The organism is Candidatus Nanopelagicales bacterium, from assembly GCA_030700225.1.
Lineage (GTDB): Bacteria > Actinomycetota > Actinomycetes > S36-B12.
The window spans coordinates 39649-65450 of the sequence record JAUYJT010000056.1 but is presented as its reverse complement, the minus strand read 5'-3'; the positions used below and the strand labels follow the sequence as shown (position 1 = coordinate 65450).

Genomic DNA, 25802 nt, shown 5'->3' with positions numbered 1-25802 from the left:
GGGTGTGTGATCCCGGGTTGTGATGTGGGTCCTGAACACACCCAGCCGCATCACGTCACCGCGTGGTCCCTGGGAGGCGCGACCGACCTGGACTCGTTGGCCAGCGTTTGCTGGCCGCATCACCGTCAACTCGACCTCGGCAGGTGGGAACTGACACGCGACACCCAGCCAGGCCAACCCGAGGCGGGCCAACCCGAGGCGGGCCAACCCGAGGCGGGCCAACCCGAGGTCGGGGAACCCCCCGCAGGCGAGCCATCCCAGCCGTGGTGGACCATCACCCCGACACCGCGACACCGATGGCGAAGACCCCCGCCCTAGCCACGCGGGCGCGGGACGGTTCCTGCGGGGGAGGGACCCCCAACGTGAGGTTTGAAGCCGCCGGGCGCAGTCCCGGAGGAACCCGGCGCGGCCCCGGAGGAACCCGACACTCGGCGGTCAGCGGTTTGGGCGGGGCGCTGACGCGGGATGCTGGGCGAGGTCCGCCCCCGGCCCGACCGGCGGCGCCGCACGGGTCATCCGATCGCGCGCGGCCAGATGTGCGGCGCAGTGCCTCGCGAGTTCGGCGTAGGCCGCAGACCCGATCAGCTCCTCCAGCTCGGCCCGGCTCTGGCGGAATACCGGCTGCGGCGCGGTATGCGCGTCAGTGTTCGACGAGCAGTACCAGTCGAAGTCGTGACCGCCTGCTCCCCACATGCCGCGCACGTACTCGGTGACGGTGACCACCAGGCGCTTCGTGCCGTCGCTATCCTCCCGCCATTCGTAGTCGCGCCGGATCGGAAGTTGCCAACACACATCGGGTTTGGTTTCTACGAAGGATTCGCCGAGCCTCATGGCCAGGATGTGGAGCGCGCAGCCGGAACCACCTGGGAAGCCCGGGCCGTTCATCAGGATGCACGCGCCCTCGGTCACCCTCGTCTTGCGAGCGCCCTCCTCGTCCTGCTCGGTCCAGGCAGCGCGAGTCAGTCTCCCGCCCGGTCGCTGCTGCCAATCCCGCGCCGTCAGGCGCCCGACCCACTTCGCCACGCGCCTGAGGTCGGCGTTGTCGGCGAGGTGGGCTCCCAGTGCGCAACAGCCGGCGTCAGGCGCCGAGCGGTAGATGCCGAGGCAGCCCTGACCGAAAGTGCAATTCCATTTGGATGTGAGCCAAGTTAGGTCCGCTCGAATCAACTGGTTGTCGTTGGCGGGATCTCTGAATTCGATCCACGCCCTCGGGAATCCCGGGGTCACCTCCGCCACGCCCCAAGAGTAGACGCGCTACCGTCGGACCGTGCGTCTCGGAGTGCTCGACATCGGGTCAAACACCGTCCATCTGCTAGTGGTTGACGCCCACTATGGCGCAGCGCCGATTCCGGCGTTCTCGCGAAAGATCGAGCTGCGGCTATCTGAGCACCTGACGCCTGAGGGTCTGATCGATTCAGAGGCGATCGAGTCCTTGATTGGTTTCGTGCGCGAGGCTTTGGTCGCCAAGGAGGACCTGGGCGTGAGCGAGTTCAAGGCCTTCGCGACTTCGGCGGTGCGTGACGCGGCGAACGGTGGCGAGCTGCTGTGGGCCGTCAAGGACGCCACGGGCGTGGACATCGACGTGCTGTCCGGCGAGGACGAGGCGCGGTTGACCTTCTTGGCAGTTCGGCGCTGGTACGGGTGGTCCTCCGGTCGGCTGCTGGTCCTCGACATTGGGGGCGGGAGTCTGGAAATCGCGGTCGGGGGGGACGAGGAGCCGGAGTGGACGGTTTCGCTGCCGCTGGGTGCCGGCCTGCTGACCCGCACCCATCTGGCGGGGGATCCCCCTCGGCAAGAACTTGTCCGAGAGCTTCGCAAAGCGGCGCGCGCCCAGATCGCCGACGTGGCCGGACGGATCCAGCGGATGGAGGCGACCCGCCACGCCGTCGCAACATCCAAGACCTTCAAGCAGCTAGCGCGGATCGCCGGGTCGGCGCCGTCGGCGGAAGGGCAGTTCGTCCGCCGGACCCTGGCCGGGGTCGACCTGTCGGAATGGCTGCCGAAGCTGGCGGCGATGACCGCCCAGGAGCGGGCATCGTTGCCGGGCGTGTCTGTGGGCAGGGCGGGTCAGCTTGTGGCGGGAGCGGTCGTGGCGGAGGCAGCCATGGACCTGCTCGGAATCGAAATGTTGGATGTCTGCCCTTGGGCTTTGCGTGAGGGGATCATTCTGCGGCGGCTCGACGGGCTTGAACATTGAGCGCTCCTCTGGTCGAAATTCCAGCGCCGACCACACCCGATCCCGCGCAGGGCCTGAGCACCGCGGACGTTGAGCGGCGCGTAGCTGCCGGACTGACGAACGATTCACCGGAAGCGAAGTCCCGCAGCCTCGGTGACATCGTCAGGGCAAACACGCTGACCCCGTTCAACGCGCTCCTGGGGACCCTCTGGGTGATGATGATCTTGGTGGCGCCGCCACAAGACACGCTGTTCGGTCTCGTCATCATCGCCAACACCGCCATAGGCGTCATACAGGAATACCGTGCGTCCAGGGCGCTGGCAGAGCTGTCGGTCATCGGAGAGGCACGCCCGACCGTGCGACGTGACGGCAACGACGTCGAGGTCCGGATCCACGACGTCGTTCGTGACGACCTCCTCGTGCTCAACGCCGGGGACCAGCTCGTCGTTGATGGGGAGGTCGTCGCCAGCGCCGGAATGGAGCTGGACGAGAGTCTGCTGACCGGAGAGGCCGACTCAGTGCCGAAGGCACCCGGAGATGAGCTGATGAGCGGCTCGTTTGTGGCCGCCGGCTCGGGATTGATGGTCGCCCAGCGAGTCGGCCCGGATTCATTCGCGGCCGGGATAACCGCTGAGGCCAAGCACTACGCGATGGCTGACTCGGAACTGCGCGACTCGGTCATGAGGTTCATCAAGGTCGTGGGCGTACTCATCATCCCAGTCGGGATCTTGCTCGTGATCAGCCAGATGAGAGCCGATCAGCCGGTCAAGGACGCGATCCGTGGATCCATCGCCGGGATGGTCACGATGATCCCGGAAGGACTGGTGCTGCTGACGAGCATCGCCATGGCAGTCGCGGTCATCCGGCTCGCCCAGCGCAAGGCACTTGTACAGGAGCTCCCGGCGGTCGAGGCGCTCGCGCGGACCGACGTGGTGTGCGTCGACAAGACAGGCACCTTGACCGACCCAGGCATGGGGGTGCGAGCCATCGTTCCGCTGGCGTCTCATGACCCGGCCTATCTGCACCAGATCCTCGGCGCGTTGGCGGCCTCAGATCCGCGACCCAACCCAACCATGGACGCTGTACGCGACGAGTGCCCTGACCCCTTCTGGCCGGTGACGGTGACCGTTCCGTTCTCGTCCTCGAGGAAGTGGTCCAGCGCCAGCTTCGCCGACCACGGGTGCTGGGTAATCGGCGCCCCGGAGATCGTCGACCCGGGCTGGGGTCAGACGGCCTGGGCTGGCCGGGTGGAGGAAGAGACAGCGGACGGGGCACGCGTCTTGCTCTTGGCGTCGGCCGTGGGCGACGCGTGTGCGGAACTGCCGCTGCCGACTGTTGTACCTGTGGCGCTGGTCGTCATCGACCAGCACTTGCGATCCGACGCGAAGCAGACAATCGACTTCTTCGACAGCCAGGGCGTGTCGGTGAAAGTCATCTCCGGAGACAACGCCGCCAGCGTAGGAGCGATCGCGCGGCGCGCTGGAGTCGCCGGTGCGGATAACCCCGTGGACGCGTCGACTCTTCCGGTGACAGTTCCAGAACTTGGCATAGCCATGGACGACGGCTCGGTGTTCGGCCGCGTGACTCCAGCGCAGAAGCAGCTGATGGTTGACGCTCTGCAGAGCCGGGGACACACCGTGACCATGACCGGGGACGGTGTCAACGACGTGCTCGCGCTGAAACGAGCCGACCTCGGGATCGCCATGGGCTCAGGCGCACCGGCAACCCGCGCCGTCGCCCAAGTCGTCCTGCTGGACAACAAGTGGGCCACCTTGCCGCAGATCGTGTACGAAGGCAGGCGGGTCCTTGGCAACATCGAGCGGGTTGCCGATGTGTTCCTGACCAAGTCCATCTACGCGATGGTTATTTCACTTTCCACGGGGTTGTTCGGCGTAGCGTTCCCGTTCCTGCCGAGGCACTTGACGCTGATTGGCTCCCTGACAATCGGCATCCCGGGATTCTTCCTGGCGCTGATGCCGAACACCGATCGCTTCAGGCCAGGTTTCTTCCGGCGGGTGTTGCTGTTCGCTGTCCCGGCGGGCATTGTCGCGGCCGCCGCTACGTTCACGTCGTACCTGCTCGCGATCGGGCAAACGAGCGAGGCCAGCGCGCGCGTCGACGCCACGATTTCGCTGTTTGTGGTGGCGTTGGCTGTCCTGCTGCAGTCCGCAAGACCGCTGAATCTGCTGAGATTGGCAGTGGTCGCCATCATGGCTCTATCGTTCGTCACCGTCATTGTTGTCCCGGCTCTGTCAGAATTCTTCGCTATGAGGGTGTATCCGGACTCCAACGCTGGAGTCGCGGTGGGAATCGGTCTACTCGGTGCTGCGGTAATCTTGCTGATCACTCCTTTCATCGACCGTCGGCGGCGCTCATGACACGAGCCCAGGCCGCGGCGAAACGCGGCGGCAGAACGAAGAAGACGCCCGCCGTGCGAATCCCAGACGCGAAGGTGGCGCTGTCGACGGCGTCGGTCTATCCGGAGTCAGCGGCCGCGGCGTTCGAGATAGCCGCGAGGCTCGGGTATGACGGTATAGAGGTCATGGTTATGACCGACCAGATTAGCCAGGATCCCGACGCCTTGAAACGCTTGTCGGATCACTACTCGATGCCGATCCTGGCCATTCACGCTCCTTGTCTACTAATCACGCAGAGGGTCTGGGGCACTGACCCATGGGGCAAGCTGCTCAAGGCCAAGGCCGCCGGGGAGCTCTTCGGCGCGAGCACCGTGGTCGTTCACCCGCCCTTCCGCTGGCAGAGGGAGTACTCGCGCGATTTCGTCACCGGGCTTCGGCGGATGGGCGAGGAGACCGACATCAAGTTCGCCGTCGAGAATATGTACCCATGGCGAGCGCGCTCGCGCGAAATCCTGGCCTACGCTCCGGGCTGGGACGTCCGGCATGATGACTACCCGCACACGACATTGGATCTGTCCCACACGGCGGTGAGTGGTTCGGACGCTGTCAAGGTCGCTGAGGATCTCGGCGACAGGTTGGCTCACATACACCTGGCGGACGGCACCGGATCAGCCCGTGACGAGCACTTGATCCCAGGCCGCGGCTCTCAACCCGCGGGCCAGCTGCTGGAGTTCCTGGCGCGACGCGGGTTTGGTGGCACGGTCGTGGTGGAAGTGTCCACGCGCAAGGCGGCTTCTCGCGCTGATCGTGAAGCGGACCTCGCCGAGGCTCTGGTCTTCGCACGGCTCCACATGGCGGTTTCCACGGTTGAGCGGCGATCTGGCCGCGTTCGCCCCGAGTCATCCCTAAAGTAGTCATCATGACCCGAGACGAAGTAGCGGACGCTGTCCTGGAAGCCGCCCGTTCGGCGTTCCACAACTACGGCTACGCACACACCACAATGAAGGGCGTGGCCTCGGCTGCCGGAGTGGCTCCTGGCGTGCTGCGCAAGTACTACGCGAGCAAGGAACAGATGTTCGCGGCCGCCGTACGATTCCCCTTCGATCCTTCGAGCGCTGTCCCCCAACTCCTGGCGCCCGGGCTTGAAGGCATGGGCGAACGTCTTGTGCGGGGCACTTTTGAGATGGTCAGTGACGAGCAATCACGCCAGGAACTCATCGACCTGTTCCAGTCCGGGATCGCCGCGGGCAAGGCCAGTGCTGACCTGAGGGAATTCCTGGAGGAATCAGTAATCGACCGAGTGGCCGGCGTCGTCGGTATCCCGGATGCCCGGATGCGAGCTGCGCTGATCTCCAGCCATCTGATCGGGCTGGCTACCGTTCGCTTCATCATCAGGCTTGAGCCGCTGGCTTCGGCGCCGGAGGACGATGTCGTGAGGATGTTCGCGCCGATAATTCAGGATCTGCTGGATCCGACGAAGTCGATCCCCGGAACGTAGCGGGCCCGAGATGGTCGACCCCGCGATCGTCGTCGATCAGCTTCGTGTCGACCGGGGCGGCCAAGCCGTCCTTCACGAGGTTTCGTGCCAGATCGCCGCTGGTCAGATCACCGGCCTGCTGGGGCCCAGCGGCGGCGGCAAGACCACCATGATGCGCGCCATCGTTGGCGTTCAGTACACGCATGGCGGAACAGTGACTGTGCTCGGCAGGCCGGCGGGTGACCCTGACTTGCGGCATCGGATCGGATACGTGACGCAGGATCCGAGCGTGTACGCGGATCTGTCCGTGCGGGAGAACATCCGGTACTTCGGGAAGATCCTTGGCACGCCAGTATCCGATGTTGACCGGGTTCTCACCGAAGTCGGGCTGACGGACATGGCGGACCGTCGAGTGTCGCGGCTGTCGGGCGGCCAGCGCGGCCGGGCATCGCTGGCTGTGGCGCTGCTCGGTTCGCCCGAGGTCCTAATCCTGGACGAGCCGACAGTTGGGCTAGACCCAGTGCTCCGGCGTGACCTATGGAACATCTTCCGCTCGTTGGCGGACAACGGAGTCACCCTTGTCGTGTCGAGCCACGTCATGGATGAGGCATCGCGCTGCGACAGGATGCTGCTTCTGCGGCAGGGCCGGATACTGGCCGACGACACGCTGGACTCTGTTCTCGCCGAGACGGGAACCGGGAACGTCGAGAGCGCATTCCTGGCCCTGGTTGAGCGCGAGGGAGCCTCCGGCGGCGAGCGGGGCGGCGCATGACGGCCTCGCGAACGCTGGCGACGGCAGCGCGCGTGCTGCATCAGATCCGGCATGACCACCGGACTGTCGCGTTGATGCTCGCTGTTCCGATTCTGTTGATGACACTTCTGAAGTACGTCTGGATCGATTCCCCCGAGCTGTTCAACTCCGCTGGCACGTCCCTGCTGGGCATCTTCCCCTTCCTTGTGATGTTCGTCGTTACCAGCGTCGCGACCCTGCGAGAGCGCCAGACGGGGACTCTGGAGCGGCTGCTGGCGATGCCCATCGGCAAAGGAGACCTCCTAGTCGGGTATCTGCTGGCGTTCGGGCTGATGGCCCTGATCCAGTCCGTGCTCGCGGTCGGCGTGTCGTTGTGGCTGCTCGGCCTTCAGGTGGCTGGGTCGACCTGGTCGCTGACGCTTGTGGCCGTCCTGGTCGCGTTGCTGGGAACCGCCTGCGGCCTGGCGCTGAGCGCGTTCGCCCAGACTGAGTTCCAGGCCGTGCAGTTCATGCCGGCGTTCGTGCTGCCTCAGTTCCTGCTGTGCGGGCTGCTCGCGCCAAGGGATCAGATGGTTACCGTCCTGTCCGCTATATCCGACGTACTGCCGCTGTCCTATGCGGTCGACGCCACGACTGACATAGCGACCCACGCGCAGCTCGACTCTGGGACGCTGACGTCGATGGCCGTCGTCGCGGCCTTCATCGTCGGAGCCGTGGGCCTGGGCGCGGCGACCTTGCGACGCAGGACACCGTGACAGTTCGCTGCCGACTTTGGTAGACATCGGGTGTGACTGTTCCTTCCGACACGCGTACCAGACGGGTCTGGCTGAGTTTGGAAGACCACGACGCTTGGACGGGGTTTACGTGGTTCGCGCTCGGGGGACTCCTCCTGGCGGTCGCTATGGCGATCTTCGGATTGCCGCCGCTGGACATGCACGGCCCGTTGCACGCCGCTGGGTACATGGACCCGCTGTGCGGTGGTACGCGCGCCGTGCGGCTGGCGGCCATGGGTGACTTCGCGGAGTCCTGGAGGTACAACCCCATCGGCATACCGGTGGTTCTAACTGGTGCGGTTCTGGTCGTCAGGGGCGCATTCGGGCTCATCTCGGGGCGCTGGCCCTCGATGCACATCAGGTGGACCCGACGGGGCAAGTGGATCGCGGTTGCCGTGGTCATCGCGCTCATTGTGGCGCTGGAGGTCAACCAGCAGTCCCACGCCGAACTGCTCATGTAGCCCGCCGTCCCGCCGTCCCGCCGTCCCGCCGTCCTGGCAGAAACGGCCGCTCCGAACAGAAGCGCCCTTTTGGGTACAGACGCGCCCGTTAGAACGGTCGTTTCCTTGCGTAACAGGTGCGTTTGTCGGGAGCGGCCGTTTCTGCGCGGAGGGGCGAGGTGCGGCGCGGGGCAGGGTCAAGTTCGGACGAGTGCGGACCCGATTTCGGGGCGGCTTGGAGACTTGATCATGTGGCGGAACACGAGCACTGACGCGACCAGGAGCGCCGCGATCCAGCCGAGAGCAAGCAGCAAGTTCCGGGCCTCATCGAAGCTGTCGGTGACCGCGGCGTCGATGAGTATTCGCATCCCCGCGTATCCGGGCAGGTACTGCGCCCAGTCAGGGGGAGTTCCGCGCAGCATGGGGCTTTGGGACATGCCCAGGTCGATGAACGGGACAAGAAACGCGATGAAAGCGCCGCTGATCCGTCCGAACACTGGTCCGGCGAGGACCCCGAGCAGGCCGAACGTCATCGCGAGGAGAAGGTTGGCCAGAGCGTACGACAACCACTGGGGAGGACGGAACAGGGCGGCCGTGACCGCGAGCGCGACGAACGTTGACAGCAGCACGGCGAGCCCGACGACGGCGAGCCTGGCTGACAGCAAGGCTCCCGTGCGCAGGCCTGCCAGGTTGAGGCGCTGATCGGCAGAGCGCGCATCCAGAACGACGAATACCCCAGCCAGCATCGCTAGCGATGACACCGCGATCGGCGCCATGGTCGCGGCGTGGATATTGGCGATATCGACCATCTCTGTCTTGTCGATTCCGCCCTCGGTCACGGTCATGGGTACTAGTTCGCTGGGGGTGATGAACTCCGAAAGGACGATGAACACGGTCGGAACTACGATCAGAAGGATCCACAGGATCGGGTTGCGCCGCCAGTTCCGGATCCCGAGAGCTGTCGCGGCGACCATCTGGTCAGTAACCGAACCTAGCTTCGCCCTGCCGCGCTGCGCGGCGTCGACGTTGACCGTGGCCCGCAGCACCAAGAAGGCCGCCACGAGGCATCCGATCGCCCACACCAAGGCCCAGCCAAGATCGCTCAGCGCGCTCTCGTGCCCGGACGGAACGTCGACCATCCACAGCGAGACGAAGTGAGTTGGCAAGATCCGAGTGATCGGCTTGTCTTGAGTGATCATCGTCGGGCCGAAGAAGACGTCGATGATGAGCACGAATAGAACAAGCACGGTTCCGTTGACTGGATTGGGTACCCACGCGCCGACGATCGCACCCAGTCCCACATAGACAGCGGCGAACATCATCGTCCCGATACCCACGCGCACCGGGTCGTCGAGGCCGGTTCGCGCAGCCAGCACGCCCAGAGCCACCGCAGTGACCAAGGCGGCGAGGATGAGCCCTGTCAAGAGCCTCGCGGCGACGAGTTGGCGTGGACTGATGCCCGCGATGGCCAGCCGACGGTCGGTCCCTCGGGCGGATGAAACCTGGAAGTACATCGCGATTCCCGACAGGAAGCCCGCCGCCCAACCCGCCGTCGAGGTCTCGGTGGCGGGAGCGCCCCCCGCGCCGCCCAGCAGCTCGGCGGTGTCGGCGATCGACTGCGCCGCGACGGCGACGAAGATGACTGGAACGATGACGAGCATCAGCACATTCACCGGGTTGCGGGCGTAGTCGAGCAGGAACCGCCGCACGCACAGCGCCATCGTCATCGCTGGACTGCCTGCCCGTCGCGAATGTCGAAGATCCTGTCGAAACGCTGCTCATCGGTCACGAAGTGGCTAATGATCAGCACAGTGCGACCCAACGTGCGCCGCTCGGCAACCAGGGTCCAGAACTTCTGATACGTGTCCCAGTCGAACCCCGCGTATGGCTCGTCCAGAAGAAGCAGACCTGGGTCGGCGAGTAGCGCCAGGCTGAGGTTGAGCTTGGCCAGCGTTCCGCCGGAGAGCTGATCCGCGCGCGTTGTGGCGTACTGGGCGAAGCCGAGGGATGCGTACAGGTTCCGCCGAGCTACACGCTCAGCGGCCGGGGTCATGCGGTACGCGCGGCCGAACAGCTCGAAGTGCTCATCGCACGTGAGTCGTGCGTACACAAGGGGCTGCTGCGGGCAGAAGCCCAGCGCTCCCGCGTGCTCCACAGTGCCGTCATCGGCGTTCTGCGCGCCCACGAGGATGTTCATCAACGTGGACTTGCCCGCGCCATTCTCACCGACGAGTCCGACTACCTCTCCGCCGTAGAGAGTCAGATCCACGCCCCGGAGCACGCTCTTGGTTGCCCGGAACGGCCAGATACCGCTCCTGTACGACTTCGCGATGCCGACGGCTTCGAGGACGACGTCTGGGTCGGAGGCCGGGCTTGGACTTGCGATGTCGCCAGTTTGCCTCAGAATTGCCACTTTCGGCCTCCTTGGCTCGCGATGGGCTAGTGGGGTGTTGCCTGATCGTGCGGCCTTGACGTCTGGCTGCCTTGCGGCGTCGAGGATGAGTCTCCCGCGCAGCAGCTGTGACCTCCGCCGCCATGTCCTGAGCCGTGCGAGCCATGCATACCGCGCATCATGAAGATCATCATAAGAGGGCAGATGAGGAACACGCCGAACGAAGCGATGCTGGCTGCGGGCACGCCAAGCGCGAGTGCGACTAGAAACGCGATTCCGGCTGCCACAGCCGCCAGGCCGATGTTGCGTCTTCCCATGCTGTTCTCCTCAAGTCGTGCGGGCAACCCCGCCGCTGCGGTGCCAGTACCTTCGGCGCCGACGCCGACCGGCACGTCCATCGTTGTGGCCCCGCGCCGCACGCCGAGTGGCGAATCTGTGAAGATCCGATGAACCTGTGGGATTCTGGTGCGGGCGCGGGCGCGCTGCGGTGTCGCCACATTCCGCGACAGGGGCAGTGTCACGGACTAGCCTGCGAAGGGACGAACGCCGGGCCGCGGTGCGGGTTGCCGATGCGGGTCGGGCACACCGAGGAGGGCCAGTGCTGAGCCGAACGTTGCTGGCAGTGTCGCGCAGCGACAGGATCCGGGGTTTGTCTGTCGCGATGCCTGGAACGCGACAGATCGTCAACCGCTTCGTGGCCGGAGAGCAGATCCCAGACGCGATCGGCGTAGCCGCCGACCTGGCTGCCAGCGGACGGTACTCGGCGATCGACCGGCTGGGCGAGGACATCGTCGAGCTGTCCCAGGCCCAGGAGACTCGCGACGAGTATCTGGAGCTACTGGAGTCGCTGGCCGCGAATGGCCTGGCCGACGAGGCTGAAGTCTCACTGAAGTTGTCCTCGATCGGATTGGCCCTGCCGGACGGGGAGAAGATCGCTCTGGGGCACGCGCGCCAGATCGCCGAAGCGGCGGACGAGGCCGGAACCACGTTGACCCTGGACATGGAGGACCACACGACGACCGACACGGTCCTAGCCACTGTCCGGGAGCTGAGGAAGGACTACCCCGGTATCGGCGTCGTGTTGCAGGCCTGCCTGTACAGGACCGAGGCCGACTGCCGTGAGCTTTCCGGCGAGGGATCTCGCGTACGACTGTGCAAGGGTGCCTACCGGGAGCCGGAGTCGGTCGCGTACCAGGCTCCGCACGAAATAGATCTGGCCTACGTTCGGTGCTTGAGGATACTGATGGAGGGCACCGGGTACCCGATGGTGGCCACGCATGACCCCAGACTGGTTGACATTGCCCAGGCTCTTGCCATCCACAATGACAGGCCGCGAGGCTCCTACGAATTCCAGATGCTCCTCGGCGTGCGCCCGGAGGAGCAGCAGCGGCTCGCGGATCAAGGCGAACGCGTTAGCGTGTACGTGCCGTTCGGCCCTGACTGGTACGAGTACATGGTTCGGCGAATGGCTGAGAAGCCGGCGAACCTGGCGCTGCTGGTCAAGTCGCTGTCATCGAAGAAGTAGTTCCGCGCGTTGACTGAGGGGAGGTTCCGATGGCGAAGGTTGCGCTGCTTGGCGGCGGCGTGATGGGCGAGACGCTGTTGTCTGGGCTGTTGCGGGCGGGGCGCCACGCGCAAGACGTGCTGATCAGCGAACGCCGTCCCGAGCGCGCGGTTCAATTGAGCGAACGCTACGGAGTCGAGGTCGTGGACAGCGTCACGGCTGCCAGCTCGGCTCAGACATTGGTCTTGATCGTAAAGCCTCAGGACATGTCCAGCCTGCTTGCCGAAATCGCCGGACACATCAAGCCCGACACCCTGATCATCTCCCTGGCGGCCGGGATCACCACGCCGTTCATCGAAAGCCACATACCGGCGGGCACAGCCGTCGTGCGTGTCATGCCCAACACGCCAGCGTTAGTCGACGAAGGCATGGCCGCTATATCGCCTGGCTGCTCCTGCGATGAGGAGCACCTGGCCGAAGCCGAGGCGCTGCTTTCGGCGGTTGGCCGAGTCATCCGGGTGCCCGAGCATCAGCAGGATGCGGTCACGGCCGTTTCTGGCAGCGGTCCGGCCTACGTGTTCTTCGTTGTGGAGTCAATGATCGAAGCTGGCGTCCACCTGGGTCTGCCGCGCTCAACCGCGACGGAGCTGGCCGTCCAAACGACTTTCGGTGCCGCGAAGATGCTGCGTGACACTGGCGAGCACCCCACTGTCCTGCGCGAGCAAGTCACATCGCCCGCCGGGACCACGGCCGCGGCCCTGCGCGAGCTGGAGAAGCACAGCGTCAGAGCGGCGTTCCTGGCCGCGATGGAGGCGGCGCGGGATCGGTCGAAGGAACTGGGCTCCTGAAGCTCGCGCCCTCCCCGGTAGTCGTGTCGAACCGGCGCGAGATCATCGGGGCGCTACAGATGGTGTCGTTGATCAGGGAGGTTCGGTGAGCGACTCGGTGGCCGTGGTGTGGCACGAGTCGCTGCAGAAGTACGACTTCGGCCCCGGCCACCCGTTCAGCCCGATCCGCCAGCAGTTGACGATGCGCTTGGTCGAGGAGTTCGGACTGCTGGACCATTCCAACGTCTCAGTGGTGTCCGAGATCCCCGTGTCAGGCGACGCGACCCTGCTCACAGTGCATCGCCCGGCCTTGCTGGAGGCGGTGAAGGCCGCTTCCTCTGACCCGGACTTCGAGGCCCCGAGCTTCGGCCTCGGGACGCCGGACAACCCGGTGTTCCCGGACATGCACAGCGCGGCCGCCAGGATTTGCGGAGCCAGCGTCGTCGGCGCCGAGGCGGTCCTGTCCGGACGGGCCGGGCACGCGGTCAACATCTCAGGTGGGCTGCACCACGCGATGCCGGATCGCGTGTCGGGGTTCTGCGTGTACAACGACGCCGCGGTCGCGATCCGCTGGCTCTTGGACCAAGGCCTGCAGCGAATCGCGTACCTGGATGTCGACGTTCATCACGGAGACGGGGTTCAGGTCGCTTTCTGGGATGACCCCCGCGTGTTGACGATTTCGATCCACGAGAGCCCGTCTACCCAGTTCCCCGGCACAGGGTGGCCAACTGAGATCGGCGGTCCGCGCGCGCTCGGCTCGGCGGTGAATATCGCCCTGCCCGCTGGGACAGGGGACCAGGGATGGTTGCGGGGATTGCACGCTGTGGCTCCTTCGCTGCTTCGCGAGTTCAAGCCGCAGTTCCTGGTATCCCAGCACGGGTGCGATACGCACTTCGAGGACCCGCTGGGAAACCTCACCGTTTCGATCGACGGCGAGCGCCTGGGCGCGGTGGCAGCGCACAACTGGGCTCACCGGTTCGCTGGCGGGAATTGGCTCGCCCTCGGAGGTGGAGGCTACGAGTGGGTTGACGTGGTCCCTCGTGCGTGGACGCACCTGATGGCCGAGGCGATCGGCAGGCCGATCGACCCGCAAACGCCAGTCCCAGATGGATTCCGCTCCTACTGCGATGAGTTACTTGGGCGGGAACCGCCCGCGCTCATGACCGATGGTTTCGAACCGTGGCCGAAGCTGTGGGATTTGGGATATGACCCGGATGACCCGGTCGACGCGGCGATCGCGGCGACCCGGCGGGCCGTCTTTCCGTATCACGGGCTTCCCGTCGACGGCTGGCAAGGGTTCTGATCATGTTCCGGGCTACTTGGCGTACGGCGTTGGCGCACAAGGGGCGCTTGCTGCTGAGCGCGTTGGCGATCGTTCTCGGCGTGGCTTTCGTCACCGGAACGCTGATGCTGACATCGGCGCTGGACAGGACGTTCGTCGAGATGGTTGAGGGCAGCGCTCAGGACGTGCAGGTGACACGCTCCCCAGCGGTCTCACAAGACGTGCTGACACATGTTGGCGACTCCGCTCCCCTGCTAATACCCGACGAGTCGGTGGTTCGGGTCCGCCAGGTCGAAGGCGTGGAGGCAGCAGCAGGGACCGTCAGCAGATTCGGGGTGTACCTGATCGACAGAGATCGCAAGGTCGTGGGCGCCATGGGCCCGCCGGCCTTGGGTGTCAGCTGGGAGGACGACAGTCAGCTCAGCCTGGTCAGGATCGTGGACGGCAGGGCACCAGCTGCCGACAACGAGATCGTCGTCGACGAGACAACCTTCCCGAAGCTGGGAGTCAAGCTCGGCGATCGGGTCCCAGTAGTCACACCGGCTGGCCGCGTGAACGCGACCCTGGTTGGGAGCTTCAAGTTCGGCGAGAGCGGCGGTTTGGCCGGAGCCACGCTCACGGCCTTCACTCCCGAGCAGGCGCAGAAGCTGCTGGCCGAGCCAGGCAAGTGGACCGCGATAGATGTAGCTGTGGCCGACGGCTACAGCGACGATGAGGTCGCTGAAGCGATCGGGGGGACGCTTGGCGGCGACGTGGTGGTCAAGTCTCGGGCTCAGCAGGTCGACGAGCAGAGCAGCGCATTGCGAGAAGGTCTGGCGTTCTTCAGCTACTTCATGATCGGCTTCGCCGCGGTGTCGCTGCTGGTGGCGGCGTTCCTGATTCACAACACTTTCTCGATGCTCGTGGCCCAGCGCGAGCGGGAATTGGCCCTGCTGCGTTCGATAGGGATGACCCGCAGGCAAGTGCTGGCGTCGGTGCTGATCGAGGCGCTGTTCGTGGCCGTGTGGTCAGTCCTGATCGGCATCGGCGTTGGGTACTTGCTGGCGCTGGGACTCACGGGATTGTTCGCCAGCATGGGTCTGAGCCTGACATCCGGTGTGGCCATTACGGGCCAGGCGGTTTGGTGGGCGACCGTGGTCGGCGTGCTGGTGACGGTGTCAGCCGCGCTGCTTCCGGCGATCCGGGCGGCGCGGGTGCCTCCAGTCGCCGCCCTCAGGGAGGCAGCTGGCGCCCGTGACCGTGTCGGTGGGGGCAGGATCGCGGCTGGGGCGTTCGCGCTGGCTGCGGCGGTGGCGCTTGTCGTTGTTGGCCTGCGAAGTGATGATCCCGGCAGCAGGGCTCTGGCGGCTTCACTTGGGGCCTGCGCGTTGCTCATAGCCGCAGTGCTTATGTCACCGTGGATCGGCGTGATGTTGATCCGGGCCCTGATGCCTGTCATGGATGCTTTCGGAAGGGTCACTGGCCGTCTGGCCGGGCGGAATGCGGCTCGCTCACCCCGGCGGCTCGCGGCCACCGTCAGCGCTCTGACCATCGGTCTGGCACTGGTCGTGTGCGTCACGATCGTGACCGCTTCGGCCAAGGCTTCCATCTCGAAGCTCGTGGACGAGTCGTTCAGTGGGGATCTGATGATCGGAACGCAGACGATGCAGCCCTTCGACTTGTCCATCGCGGAGCGGGCCCGGGACGTGCCTGGGGTCAAGTATGTGATGAGCGAATCGACCGGGCCAGCCTTGGCGGACGGGTCAGAGCTGACTGTCACCGCGGTCGGCGGCGGTCCGCTCGAGGCCGCGCACGCCGTATCCGGAGTGGAAGGCAAGTTCGAGCTCTCCCCAGGAGTGGCGGTCGTTAGCAAGGACCTTGCTGGCGAAATGGGCTGGAGCCTGAACCAGACAGTCGAGGTCACGCTCCCCAGCGGTGGAAAGCGGCAGTTTCTGCTTGGAGGCGTGTACGAGCCCAGCGCGTTGCTGACCGGCTTGGTGATTCCCATGGACGAGTACCGTGCGGGCGGCGGCGCCGCGCAGGACCGCACCCTACTTGTCACGATTCAGCCCGGGGCCAATCTGGCTGATGTGACAGCGGGCCTGGAAAGCGTCGCGGAGTCGAATCCGCTCGTTCAGGTTCTCGATCAAACAGCGATCAAGGAACAGAACTCCGCTGCCCTGGATCAGTTGCTGCTACTGGTCTACGCGATGCTCGCACTGTCGGTCATCATCGCGGCACTGGGAGTCGTGAACACGCTGGCGCTGTCGGTTCTGGAACGCACAGCGGAGATCGGTCTGCTGCGAGCGGTCGGATCCACGCGGCGGCAGGTCCGCCGAATGATCCGCTGGGAGGCCATTCTGGTGGCCGTGACAGGCGGCATCCTGGGTATCGCGGTGGGGGTTGGCACGGGTGTGATCCTGCAACGCGCCCTGGCCGAGTCAGGGATCAGCGTCCTGGATGCGCCCGTCTCCGTGCTGGTAGTGATCTTGGTCTTGACCGTGCTGATAGGTGTGGCTGCCGCGGCTTTGCCAGCGCGCAGGGCCGCGCTGTTGCCGATGTTGGAGTCGATCTCCGCTGAGTAACGGTTTTGCTACGGCGGGGATCACGGGCTCGCCGAGTGGGACACACGCCCCAGTGGCAGTAGGCTAGGTCGTCAGCTCGACTTGCCGCGGCGCCCATTGAGGTCATGCGGCGCAACAAGTGAGGTATGCATGGGGTCCGTTGTCAAGAAGCGTCGCAAGCGGATGGCGAAGAAGAAGCACCGCAAGCTCTTGAAGCGGACTAGGGTCCAGCGTCGGAACAAGTAGTAGCCGGGTCAGGGATCAGTTTCCGGTTTCGGGGAAAGGGATAGGCGTGGGTCAGGTAGTTCTTGTGACGGGGGTATCCCGCTATCTTGGCGGGCGGATGGCACGAATGCTGACCGACGATCCTCGGATTGACCGGGTCATTGGAGTCGATGTCGTCCCTCCGAGAACTGACATAGGCAGGGCCGAGTTCGCTCGCGCCGACATCCGGAACCCGATCATCTCGAAAGTCATAGCCGCTGCGGACGTAGACACCGTCGTCCACATGGGAGTGATCGCCACGCCGGTCCAGGCCGGTGGTCGCATGGCGATGAAGGAGATCAACGTCATCGGGACGATGCAGCTTCTGGCCGCGTGCCAGAAGTCGCCCTCGATCCGCCGCCTAGTCGTGAAGTCGACCTCCTCGGTCTACGGGGCCGGCTCCCAAGACCCGGCCATGTTCACTGAGGGGACTGAGCCGCGCCACGCTCCAGAATCCGGCTGGGCGAAGGACTCCGTCGAGGTCGAAGGATATGTGCGCGGTTTCGCTCGCAGACGGCCCGACGTCGTGACCACGACGCTCAGATTCGCGAATTTCATCGGACCGATCGTCCAAACCCCCATGACGGCCTACTTCACCCTGCCGTTGGTTCCGGTAGTGACCGGATTCGACGCCAGGCTGCAGTTCATCCACGAGGACGACGGGCTCGCGGCGATCCACCATGCTGCGGTCGACGACTATCCCGGGCTGTTCAATATCGCGGGCGATGGCGTCATCGCGCTGTCCCAAGCGATCCGGCTGGCGGGCAGACTCCCGTTCCCGGTGCCTCCGCTGCTCGTTGGGGGAGTGGGACGTGCGGTGATCCGCCTCGGCCTGGCTGACTTCTCGCCGGAACAGGTTCGGTTCCTGACGTTCGGCAGGGGCGTGGACACCACGCGGATGCGTGAAGTTCTGGAGTTCGTCCCTGAGTACACGACGAGGGAAGCGTTCATGTCCTTCGTTGAAGGGCGCGGGTTGAACAGGGTGCTGAAGCCGGAACGAGTCGCGTCGGTTGAACAGTCACTGACAAACCTGCTGACGCGGAAGGGGGCCGTGAATGCCTGAGGCTCGAATAATCGCGATCGGAGGCGACGACTCGCCGGAGCCAGTGCGCCCCGTGGCGGCCGCGGTCGCGCCTGAGCCGGGCTCAGGGTCCAGACAGGCTGGGTCATCCTCCCCAGCAGGTGCTGAGCGGCGCCGGGGCACCGAGAACAGGCGCCGCACAGTCAGAAACGACAGCAGTGGCAGGCGTCGCGGCCCGATCGCCGACGGATCGAATTTCCAGCCCCTGCCGGGCAATGTCTATGAGCCGCCCCAGTGGGATGAACGCGTGGCGTCTGCCCTGGCCTTCCTGCGCCGCCGAGTCACCGGCGACTACGAGATCGACGAGTTCGGATTCGACCCGGAGTTGCAGGAACACGTGCTCATGGCGCCGTTCCGCCCGCTTTACGAAAAGTGGTTCCGAGTCGAGACGCGGGGCCTGGAGAACATCCCGGACACAGGTGGCGCGCTCGTGGTCGCGAACCATTCCGGCACGATCGCCGTGGACTCGGTAATGACGCAGGTCGCCTTGTTGGATCACCATCCGGCGCGCCGGAGGCTGCGGATGCTCGGCGCGGACCTGATTTTCAGCACGCCGGTCCTGGGTGAACTGGCCCGCAAGAGTGGCTCAACCCTGGCCTGCAATCCCGATGCCGAAAGGCTGCTGAACAAGGGCGAGCTGGTGGGGGTGTGGCCAGAGGGCTTCAAGGGCGTAGGCAAGCCGTTCGCGGAGCGCTACAAGCTGCAGCGGTTCGGAAGGGGCGGATTCGTGGCCGCTGCGCTCCAGGCGGGCGTCCCGATCATCCCCACGGCCATAGTCGGCGCGGAGGAGATCTACCCGATGATTGGGGACTTCAGGCTTCTTGCCCGTCTCCTCGGGTTGCCGTACTTCCCGATCACCCCGACCTTCCCGTGGCTCGGGCCGCTCGGGCTTGTGCCGCTACCCAGCAAGTGGATCATCATGTTCGGCGAGCCGATTCACACCGAGGCCTTCGCGGCGGGAGCAGATGACGATCCGATGCTGGTGTTCAACCTGACCGATCAGGTGCGCGAGACGATCCAGCAGCAGTTGTACCGGCTGCTGGTCCAGCGGCGGTCTGTGTTCATGTAACGGGTCTGCCCGCGCACCCTGCGGGGGAGAACGCTTAGGACTCCGCGACGGCGAGGATCTGGGCCTCTATCACCTTGCCGCTAGGCAGCTCGTAGGTGACCGTTTCGCCGACCCGGCGTCCGTCGACGGCGGAGCCAAGAGGCGAAGTTGGCGAGTAGACCTCGATTTCCGCGTGGGCGGCTTCTTCCCGGGAAGCGAGCAGGAACGTCTCCTCGTGGTCAAGGTCGGGAATCCGAATTGTGACGACCCGGCCGTGAGCCACCTGGTCGTCGGCGGCATGCGGTTGGCCGACCTGGGCTGACTCAAGGATCGATCGCAACTGCCGCACGCGGGCCTCGTTGTGGCCCTGCTCGTCCTTCGCGGCGTGGTAGCCGGCGTTTTCCTTCAGGTCGCCCTCTTCACGCGCCGCCGCGATCCGCCGGACTATCTCTTGGCGCAACGGTCCTTCACGCTGGGCTATCTCGGCGCATAACGCGTTGTACGCTTCCTGCGTCAGCCATTTCACGTCTGCCATTACTCACCTCCGGCACGCGGAGCGTAACAAGTCCGGCACACGTTCGCCCAAACGCGCCGCAGGTTCCGGTTAGTAGGTTCGCGCCGACTACATGGGTACGACGACGAGCCAGAGTCCCACATAGTGAAGTGCCCAGCCACCGATGGTCAGGGCGTGGAACAGCTCGTGGAAGCCGAAGATGTGCGGCACCGGGTCTGGCCGCCGCAAGCCGTACACGACGGCTCCGCTGGTGTAGCAAAGGCCGGAGATCGCGATGAACGCCATCCCAGCCGGGTTGGCGTTGAGCTGTCCAAGGAACGGCACGAGCGCCCAACCCGTCACGACGTACAGCGGCGTGTACAACCACCGTGGGGCGGCGAACCACGCGACTCTGAACAGCGTTCCGATGCCGGCGCTGGTCCACACCAGGATGAGCAGCAGCCGGGCCGAGTCGGTGGGCAGGACGACCATCGCTACTGGGGTGTAGGACGCGGCGATGATGAAGAAGATCATCGAGTGGTCCAGGCGGCTGAGGACCGCCATCGCCATGCCGCTCCAACGCCCTCGGTTGTACACAGCGCTGACGGAGAACAGGGCGGTGGCGGCGACAGCGTAGATGGATGACGCGAACCGATGCACTGGCGCGAACGCCACTAGGGCGGTGCCGGTCGTGGCGGCGATCGGTGCGGCCGTGGCGTGCAGCCAGCCCCGCAGAGCCGGGCGTAGCTCTGTATGGGTGGCCGTCACCCCCGCAATCTACCTGGCGGTGTGGCGTCGATCACCCGTCGGTTAGCCTCAGGCAGTCGGAAGGGTGACACACGTGGGCATGCGCGATGCGGTCTATTCCGCGTACGCGCGTCGGCTGCGAAGCAGGCTCGACGCGAGCCAGGCGCCACGCCATGTGGGAGTGATCCTCGACGGCAACCGTCGGTGGGCCAGCTCGCAGGGGTCTCCCAGCGACGTCGGGCATCGCGCGGGCGCGGCCAAGATCGCGGAGTTCCTCGGCTGGTGCGAAGACGCCGGTGTGGAACTGGTAACGCTGTGGCTTCTTTCGACGGACAACCTCGCCCGGGACCCAGCGGAGTTGCGGGCGCTTCTGGGAATCATCGACACCACAGTCCTGGATCTTGTTCAGGCTGGTCGCTGGCGGATCCGGCCTGTCGGAGCGCTCGATCTCCTGCCCGAGGATGTCTCGGCGTCACTGAAGGAAGCTGAGGAAGCCACCGAGAACGCCCCGGGCCTGACAGTGAACGTAGCGGTTGGTTACGGTGGGCGGCGCGAAGTCGTCGATGCGGTCCGGGCGCTTCTCCAGGAGCACGCTGCGATGGGCACGTCTTTGGACGACCTGGCCCGGATCATTGATGTCGAGCACATCGCGGATCACTTGTACACCAAGGGACAGCCCGATCCTGACCTCGTCATTCGGACATCGGGTGAGCAGCGACTATCCGGCTTCCTGTTGTGGCAGAGCGCTCACTCGGAGGTCTACTTCTGTGAAGCGTTCTGGCCTGACTTCCGCGAGGTGGACTTCCTGCGCGCGCTGCGGTCCTATCAGCAAAGGCAGCGGCGTTTCGGCGCGTAGCCCACGCGGCGTGGCTCTGCGACTACTAGAGGTGTTCCCCGTAGCGTCGGATCATGCAGTCCAGCAGGACCTATGTACTCGACACTTCGGTTCTGCTGAGTGACCCACTGGCGATGAGCAGGTTCGCTGAGCATGACGTCGTGCTGCCACTCGTCGTGATCGCCGAGCTGGAAGCCAAGCGGACCCACCCCGAGCTGGGTTACTTCGCCCGAGAGGCGCTCCGATTCCTGGATGACCTGCGACAGACCCACGGACGGTTGGACGAGGCACTGCCGATCGGCGATGAGGGGGGAACGATCCGCGTTGAGGTGAACCGCTCGGATCCGGGTGTGCTGCCGCCCGGATTCCGTGTCGGGGACAACGACTCGCGCATTCTCGCCGTGGCGCTGAGTTTGAGCAAGGACGGGCGGTCGGTCGTTCTGGTCTCCAAGGACCTGCCAATGCGGGTCAAAGCCTCGGTTGTGGGACTGAGCGCGGAGGAGTACCTCGCCGAGCTGGTCGTGACCTCCGGATACAGCGGCATAGCCGAGATCGACGTGGGCTCCGGCGCCATCGACGAGCTTTACCGCACCGGCGAGATCGATCTGCCGGTCGGAGTCGACGTTCCAGTCAACACCGGACTGGTGCTGCTCAGCGATCGGGGCAGCGCCTTGGGCCGGGCCACGGCTGACAAGCGCGTCCGTCACGTCCGCGGCGACCTGGAAGTGTTCGGCCTGCATGGCCGCAGCGCAGAGCAGCGGCTAGCCCTGGACTCCCTGATGGATCCACAAATCGGCATCGTGTCACTCGGGGGACGGGCTGGCACCGGCAAGAGCGCTCTCGCGCTGGCGGCCGGCTTGGAATGGGTATTGGAGAGGCGCCGCCACCGCAAGGTCATGGTCTTCCGGCCGCTCTACGCCGTCGGTGGTCAGGAACTGGGGTATCTGCCTGGGTCGGAGAATGAGAAGATGTCGCCCTGGGGTCAAGCCGTGTTCGACACGCTGTCGGCAGTGACTTCGCCAGATGTCGTTGAGGAAGTCGTCCATCAGGGGATGCTCGAAGTCCTCCCGCTGACCCATGTGCGCGGTCGTTCGCTTCATGACGCGTTTGTGATCGTGGACGAGTGCCAATCGCTGGAACGCAACGTCCTTCTGACGGTCCTGTCCCGAATCGGCCAGGACTCCAGGGTCATTCTCACCCACGATGTGGGCCAGCGGGACAACCTGCGCGTTGGGCGCTACGACGGCGTCGCGGCCGTCATCGAGCGCCTGAAGGGCCACCCTTTGTTCTCGCACATAACGCTGACGCGCGCTGAGCGCTCTCCCATCGCCGCGCTAGTCACAGAGATACTCGAGGACGTTCCGCGCTGAGTCGCTAGAGGCGGCGGGGTATCAGGCCTTCCGTGACGGGTTCGTGATGATCTGGATCGGGCGTAACCGGTCGGCGAAGAAGTCGTTCCCCTTGTCGTCGATGATCACGAACGCGGGGAAGTCGCGGACTTCGATCCGCCAGACCGCCTCCATACCTAGCTCGGGGAAGTCCAGAACCTCAACGGAAGTGATGTTGTCCTTGGCCAGCCGGGCAGCGGGTCCGCCGATCGATCCGAGGTGGAACCCGCCGTTTCGCTTGCAGGCCTCAGCCACGGCGGGTGAGCGGTTCCCCTTCGCCAGCATCACCAGTGATCCGCCCGCTCGCTGGAACTGGTCGACGTAGGAGTCCATTCGGCCAGCGGTAGTCGGCCCGAACGATCCTGACGCGTAGCCCTCAGGCTTCTTGGCGGGACCTGCGTAGTAGACGCACTGGTCACGGAAGTACCAGGGCATCTCCTCGCCACGGTCGAGCGCCTCACGGACCCTGGCGTGGGCCAAGTCCCTGGCGACCGTCAGCGGGCCGGTGAGGCTGACGCGCGTACCAACAGCCAGTCCGGACAGCTGCTCCCGGAGCGAAGCCATTGGCTGGTTGAGGTCAAGGTTCACAGCATCGTCGTCTCCTCCGGCGCTGCCGGACACCGGCAAGTACTGCGAAGGGTCCTGTTCCAGTCGTTCCAGGAACACCCCGTCGGGCGTGATCTTCGCCTTGGCCTGGCGGTCAGCGGAGCACGACACCGCGACCGCGACCGGCAGGGACGCTCCGTGCCTGGGAAGCCGGATGACACGCACGTCGTGGCAGAAGTACTTGCCCCCGAACTGGGCGCCCAGGTCGAAAGCGCGAGTCATCCGAAGGATTTCCGACTCCATCTCCGGAACGCGGATCGCGTGCCCGGACGCGTCTCCCTGTGTCGGAAGACTGTCGAGATACCGGGCGCTGGCGTATTTCGCTGTCTTCAGTGCGTCTTCGGCGCTGGTGCCTCCGATGACGACCGCGAGGTGATAGGGAGGACATGCCGCGGTGCCGATCTGGCGCAACTGCTCGTCCAGGAAGCGCATCAGATCGCGGTGGTTGAGGTCGGCTGGTGTCTTCTGGAACAGATAGGACTTGTTCGCTGACCCGCCGCCCTTGGCCATGAACAAGAACTTGTAGTCAAGGGCGTTGTCAGGGTGAGTCGCGGCGTAGAGGTCGATCTGGGCTGGCAGGTTCGTCCCGGTGTTGCGTTCTTCCCACATCGTCAGCGGCGCCTGCTGTGAGTAGCGCAGGTTGAGCTGGCCGAACGCGTCGTAGATTCCTCGCGCGATGTGCTCCTCATCCGGACCCGTTGTCAGCACGCGCTGCCCGCGCTTGCCCATGACAATCGCCGTCCCGGTGTCCTGGCACATGGGCAGAACCCCGTCCGCGGCGATGACGGCGTTCTTCAGCAGGTCCAGCGCCACATACCGGTCGTTGGGGCTGGCCTCCGGGTCGTCGATGATGCCGCGGAGCTGGGCTAGATGGCTCGGCCTGAGGAGGTGCTCGATATCCCGGATCGCCTGGAATGTTAGTGACGTGAGGGCTTCTGGACGCACCGACAGGAAGTCTTGATCACCGAGCCGGATGACTTCGACACCTTCGCTGGACAGATGTCGATACTGCGTCTGGTCATGTCCGAGGGGCAACATTGGGGAGTAGGCGAAATCAGGCATGGGGCCAAGCCTATGGATCTCGCGGCCGCGGCGCGCGGCGCGGCGCGGGCAGTGGGTACCGTCACAGTTGTGTCTACCGAGCCGGAACGCGATCCTTGGCTCCTTCGAGCCGCTGATGCTGACCGCGAGCAGTACGTGGCGCTGCTGCAGTCCGCGTTCCTGGAGGGTCGGCTCTCCCGCGATGAGTACGACGAACGGATGGACCTGGCGTACCGGGCGTCCACCTACGCCGATCTGGCGCCGTTGCTGTCGGACCTGCCGATCCCGCCTGGCGACATTCCCGGCCCTCCGGTGTCCTTGCCAGTCGCTGCCGGGCCGGGCGGTTCGGCGGGATCATCGGCCGCGGACCACTGGCGCGTTGTGCCGCGCGGGGTGAAGGTCGATTCGTCGCCTCTTGTGGCGATCTTCGGCGATGTCGTCCGCGACGGTCGTTGGGCGGTGCCTAGTTCTCTCGTCTCAGTGGCATCGTTCGGGAGCGTCAAGCTGGACCTGACCCACGCGATGCTGGAATCCCCTGTCATCGAGGTCAAGGCCGTCACGGTCTTCGGGCGTATCGAGATCACGGTTCCCGGCGACATGCGGGTCGAAGTGACAGGCAGCGGCTTGTTCGGGGGCTTCGCGCTGCGGGACCATCGCTCGTCGGCGCAGAGGGAACTGCCGCCGCCCCTTAGAGCTCCGCTGATCCGGGTCACCGGTACCGCGCTGTTCAGCGGTGTGACTGTCACGGTTGTGGCCGATGAACCCCCACCTGGATCACGGTCGGAGCGCGTCCTGCCCCCGCCCCCAGTGCGCAAGCCGATCGCCGCGAGAGACCCGGAACAAGCCAGGGACGACGACACGCGCTGACGAGCGGTTCAGTTCGCGGTCGCGCGCACTTCGTTGATGCACCATGGGTACATGGCTGAACGGGTCGCCATAGACCAAGGGGTGACGGTCGCACGGCGGGGTCGCGGATCGGGCAGAGCGGTCTCGGACATCGCGGTCTCCATGGGCCTAGTGACAGTCGCCATTGTCGTGTTGATGGTCTTCAACTGGCGGCCGGAACTTGGACCTGTCCGCGAGCTGGATGTTCAACCCGTGGCCCGGCTCGCTGCCCGGGAAGCGTCGTTCCCCATCCTCCTGGCCAACCCTGGACCAGGATGGCGCTCAACGTCAGCTCGATGGGACCCCAGCGAGGAATCGATGGGCAAGGCGGTGTGGCTCAACGGTTGGGTCTCGCCGCGTGGTCGCTCGGCGGCCGTTGTGCAGTCCAGTGCCACTAGCCAAGTCTTCATTACCGAACAGACGCTTGGCGGGCAGCGCGTCCAGTCGGCTGATTGGCCCTGGCAGGGCCCGCCGGTCGGGAACGACACATGGGTCGCGTATGAGAACGAATCGGGGGAGCAGCGTTCGTTGGTCCGAGTGGCCCCGGACCAGACGATCATCGTCACCGGTACCGGGAGATGGAGTGACTTGACCGAGTTCGCGGGCAGTCTGCGGCCCGTCGATGTTCGGTCGCGTTCTTGAGCCGTTTACTCCTGCTCGGCGGCGGGTGCGGCTTGATCTAGGCGCTTCTGCGCCGCGTCCAGCCAGTCGGCGCACCGCTTCGCGAGTTGCTGGCCGCGTTCCCAAAGGGCCAGGGAATCCTCCAGCGAGGCCGAGCCTTCCTCTAGTCTGTCCACGATTCGCTCCAGACCGTCTCTGGCCTGTTCATATGACAGTGTCGCCAGGTCAGCGGTGAGGAGTTCTCGCAGCGATTCGTCGGTCATCTGTGTTC

27 protein-coding genes are annotated in these 25802 nt (G+C 65.3%); 19 read left to right on the top strand and 8 right to left on the bottom strand.

Annotated features, from left to right (window positions below; translation table 11 throughout):
• A partial coding sequence (locus Q8P38_08555; protein MDP4014648.1) for an HNH endonuclease signature motif containing protein occupies window positions 1-318 on the top strand: 318 nt, incomplete at its 5' end.
• Window positions 319-435: 117 nt separating this feature from the next.
• Here the strand turns inward: Q8P38_08555 and Q8P38_08550 are convergent.
• Window positions 436-1236 (bottom strand): hypothetical protein, encoded by an 801-nt coding sequence (locus Q8P38_08550; GenBank protein ID MDP4014647.1) that lies wholly within the window; start codon window positions 1234-1236, stop codon window positions 436-438.
• 31 nt (window positions 1237-1267) lie between these two features.
• Between Q8P38_08550 and Q8P38_08545 the strand changes: the two genes are divergently transcribed.
• The 7 genes from Q8P38_08545 to Q8P38_08515 are packed head-to-tail and all read left to right on the top strand — an operon-like array spanning window position 1268 to window position 7995.
• Window positions 1268-2197, top strand: a complete 930-nt coding sequence (locus Q8P38_08545; protein MDP4014646.1) for a hypothetical protein — start codon at window positions 1268-1270, stop codon at window positions 2195-2197.
• Entirely contained in the window at window positions 2194-4554 is a 2361-nt protein-coding gene (locus Q8P38_08540) for an HAD-IC family P-type ATPase (protein MDP4014645.1), read from the top strand. The genes Q8P38_08545 and Q8P38_08540 overlap by 4 nt, the downstream gene beginning before the upstream one ends.
• Window positions 4551-5447, top strand: coding sequence for a sugar phosphate isomerase/epimerase (locus Q8P38_08535; GenBank protein ID MDP4014644.1), 897 nt, complete (start codon window positions 4551-4553; stop codon window positions 5445-5447). The genes Q8P38_08540 and Q8P38_08535 overlap by 4 nt, the downstream gene beginning before the upstream one ends.
• Before the next feature lie 5 nt (window positions 5448-5452).
• Window positions 5453-6031, top strand: a complete 579-nt coding sequence (locus Q8P38_08530) for a TetR family transcriptional regulator (GenBank protein ID MDP4014643.1) — start codon at window positions 5453-5455, stop codon at window positions 6029-6031.
• Between the two features lie 10 nt (window positions 6032-6041).
• Entirely contained in the window at window positions 6042-6782 is a 741-nt protein-coding gene (locus tag Q8P38_08525; GenBank protein MDP4014642.1) for an ABC transporter ATP-binding protein, read from the top strand.
• Window positions 6779-7516, top strand: coding sequence for an ABC transporter permease (locus tag Q8P38_08520; GenBank protein MDP4014641.1), 738 nt, complete (start codon window positions 6779-6781; stop codon window positions 7514-7516). Before Q8P38_08525 ends, Q8P38_08520 begins: the two co-directional genes overlap by 4 nt.
• 32 nt (window positions 7517-7548) lie before the next feature.
• Complete coding sequence (locus Q8P38_08515; GenBank protein ID MDP4014640.1) at window positions 7549-7995, top strand: DUF2752 domain-containing protein; 447 nt, start codon at window positions 7549-7551, stop codon at window positions 7993-7995.
• Between the two features lie 176 nt (window positions 7996-8171).
• Here the strand turns inward: Q8P38_08515 and Q8P38_08510 are convergent, their stop codons facing one another.
• Genes Q8P38_08510 through Q8P38_08500 form a run of 3 tightly spaced genes read right to left on the bottom strand, consistent with a single transcriptional unit; the run spans window position 8172 to window position 10887 of the window.
• The gene (locus tag Q8P38_08510) at window positions 8172-9701 is read right to left on the bottom strand and encodes an ABC transporter permease (protein ID MDP4014639.1); all 1530 of its coding nucleotides are present in this window, start codon (window positions 9699-9701) and stop codon (window positions 8172-8174) included.
• Window positions 9698-10387, bottom strand: a complete 690-nt coding sequence (locus Q8P38_08505) for an ATP-binding cassette domain-containing protein (protein MDP4014638.1) — start codon at window positions 10385-10387, stop codon at window positions 9698-9700. The genes Q8P38_08510 and Q8P38_08505 overlap by 4 nt, the downstream gene beginning before the upstream one ends.
• A gap of 26 nt (window positions 10388-10413) precedes the next feature.
• Entirely contained in the window at window positions 10414-10887 is a 474-nt protein-coding gene (locus Q8P38_08500) for a DUF2933 domain-containing protein (GenBank protein MDP4014637.1), read from the bottom strand.
• Between the two features lie 77 nt (window positions 10888-10964).
• Between Q8P38_08500 and Q8P38_08495 the strand changes: the two genes are divergently transcribed.
• The 7 genes from Q8P38_08495 to Q8P38_08465 all read left to right on the top strand — a co-directional run bounded on the left by Q8P38_08495 (window position 10965) and on the right by Q8P38_08465 (window position 18936).
• Complete coding sequence (locus Q8P38_08495; protein ID MDP4014636.1) at window positions 10965-11891, top strand: proline dehydrogenase family protein; 927 nt, start codon at window positions 10965-10967, stop codon at window positions 11889-11891.
• A gap of 29 nt (window positions 11892-11920) precedes the next feature.
• Window positions 11921-12718 carry a pyrroline-5-carboxylate reductase gene (gene proC, locus Q8P38_08490; GenBank protein ID MDP4014635.1) on the top strand — a complete coding sequence of 266 codons (798 nt, stop codon included), beginning with the start codon at window positions 11921-11923 and terminating at the stop codon, window positions 12716-12718.
• 85 nt (window positions 12719-12803) lie between these two features.
• Window positions 12804-14000: an acetoin utilization protein AcuC gene (locus tag Q8P38_08485; GenBank protein MDP4014634.1), complete on the top strand. Its 1197-nt coding sequence runs from the start codon at window positions 12804-12806 to the stop codon at window positions 13998-14000.
• Between the two features lie 2 nt (window positions 14001-14002).
• Window positions 14003-16543 carry an ABC transporter permease gene (locus Q8P38_08480; GenBank protein ID MDP4014633.1) on the top strand — a complete coding sequence of 847 codons (2541 nt, stop codon included), beginning with the start codon at window positions 14003-14005 and terminating at the stop codon, window positions 16541-16543.
• Between the two features lie 129 nt (window positions 16544-16672).
• Window positions 16673-16768: an AURKAIP1/COX24 domain-containing protein gene (locus Q8P38_08475; protein MDP4014632.1), complete on the top strand. Its 96-nt coding sequence runs from the start codon at window positions 16673-16675 to the stop codon at window positions 16766-16768.
• A 64-nt stretch (window positions 16769-16832) separates the two neighbouring features.
• A complete protein-coding gene (locus Q8P38_08470; protein MDP4014631.1) occupies window positions 16833-17849 on the top strand; it encodes an NAD-dependent epimerase/dehydratase family protein in 1017 nt (338 codons plus the stop codon).
• Window positions 17842-18936 (top strand): lysophospholipid acyltransferase family protein, encoded by a 1095-nt coding sequence (locus tag Q8P38_08465; GenBank protein ID MDP4014630.1) that lies wholly within the window; start codon window positions 17842-17844, stop codon window positions 18934-18936. The genes Q8P38_08470 and Q8P38_08465 overlap by 8 nt, the downstream gene beginning before the upstream one ends.
• Before the next feature lie 34 nt (window positions 18937-18970).
• Here the strand turns inward: Q8P38_08465 and greA are convergent, their stop codons facing one another.
• Window positions 18971-19450, bottom strand: a complete 480-nt coding sequence (gene greA / locus Q8P38_08460) for a transcription elongation factor GreA (protein MDP4014629.1) — start codon at window positions 19448-19450, stop codon at window positions 18971-18973.
• Between the two features lie 87 nt (window positions 19451-19537).
• Complete coding sequence (locus Q8P38_08455) at window positions 19538-20176, bottom strand: hemolysin III family protein (protein MDP4014628.1); 639 nt, start codon at window positions 20174-20176, stop codon at window positions 19538-19540.
• 79 nt (window positions 20177-20255) lie between these two features.
• On the opposite strand from Q8P38_08455, the gene Q8P38_08450 reads away from it, so the two are divergent.
• Window positions 20256-21011 carry an isoprenyl transferase gene (locus tag Q8P38_08450; GenBank protein ID MDP4014627.1) on the top strand — a complete coding sequence of 252 codons (756 nt, stop codon included), beginning with the start codon at window positions 20256-20258 and terminating at the stop codon, window positions 21009-21011.
• A 53-nt stretch (window positions 21012-21064) separates the two neighbouring features.
• The gene (locus Q8P38_08445; GenBank protein ID MDP4014626.1) at window positions 21065-22360 is read left to right on the top strand and encodes a PhoH family protein; all 1296 of its coding nucleotides are present in this window, start codon (window positions 21065-21067) and stop codon (window positions 22358-22360) included.
• A 21-nt stretch (window positions 22361-22381) separates the two neighbouring features.
• Here the strand turns inward: Q8P38_08445 and Q8P38_08440 are convergent, their stop codons facing one another.
• Complete coding sequence (locus Q8P38_08440) at window positions 22382-24046, bottom strand: fumarate hydratase (GenBank protein MDP4014625.1); 1665 nt, start codon at window positions 24044-24046, stop codon at window positions 22382-22384.
• 69 nt (window positions 24047-24115) lie between these two features.
• On the opposite strand from Q8P38_08440, the gene Q8P38_08435 reads away from it, so the two are divergent.
• Both Q8P38_08435 and Q8P38_08430 read left to right on the top strand, forming a co-directional pair.
• A complete protein-coding gene (locus Q8P38_08435; GenBank protein MDP4014624.1) occupies window positions 24116-24892 on the top strand; it encodes a DUF1707 domain-containing protein in 777 nt (258 codons plus the stop codon).
• 51 nt (window positions 24893-24943) lie between these two features.
• Window positions 24944-25552 carry a DUF4245 domain-containing protein gene (locus Q8P38_08430; protein MDP4014623.1) on the top strand — a complete coding sequence of 203 codons (609 nt, stop codon included), beginning with the start codon at window positions 24944-24946 and terminating at the stop codon, window positions 25550-25552.
• 5 nt (window positions 25553-25557) lie between these two features.
• On the opposite strand, the gene Q8P38_08425 is transcribed toward Q8P38_08430, so the two are convergent.
• Entirely contained in the window at window positions 25558-25794 is a 237-nt protein-coding gene (locus tag Q8P38_08425) for an exodeoxyribonuclease VII small subunit (GenBank protein MDP4014622.1), read from the bottom strand.
• Between the last annotated feature and the right edge of the window lie 8 nt (window positions 25795-25802).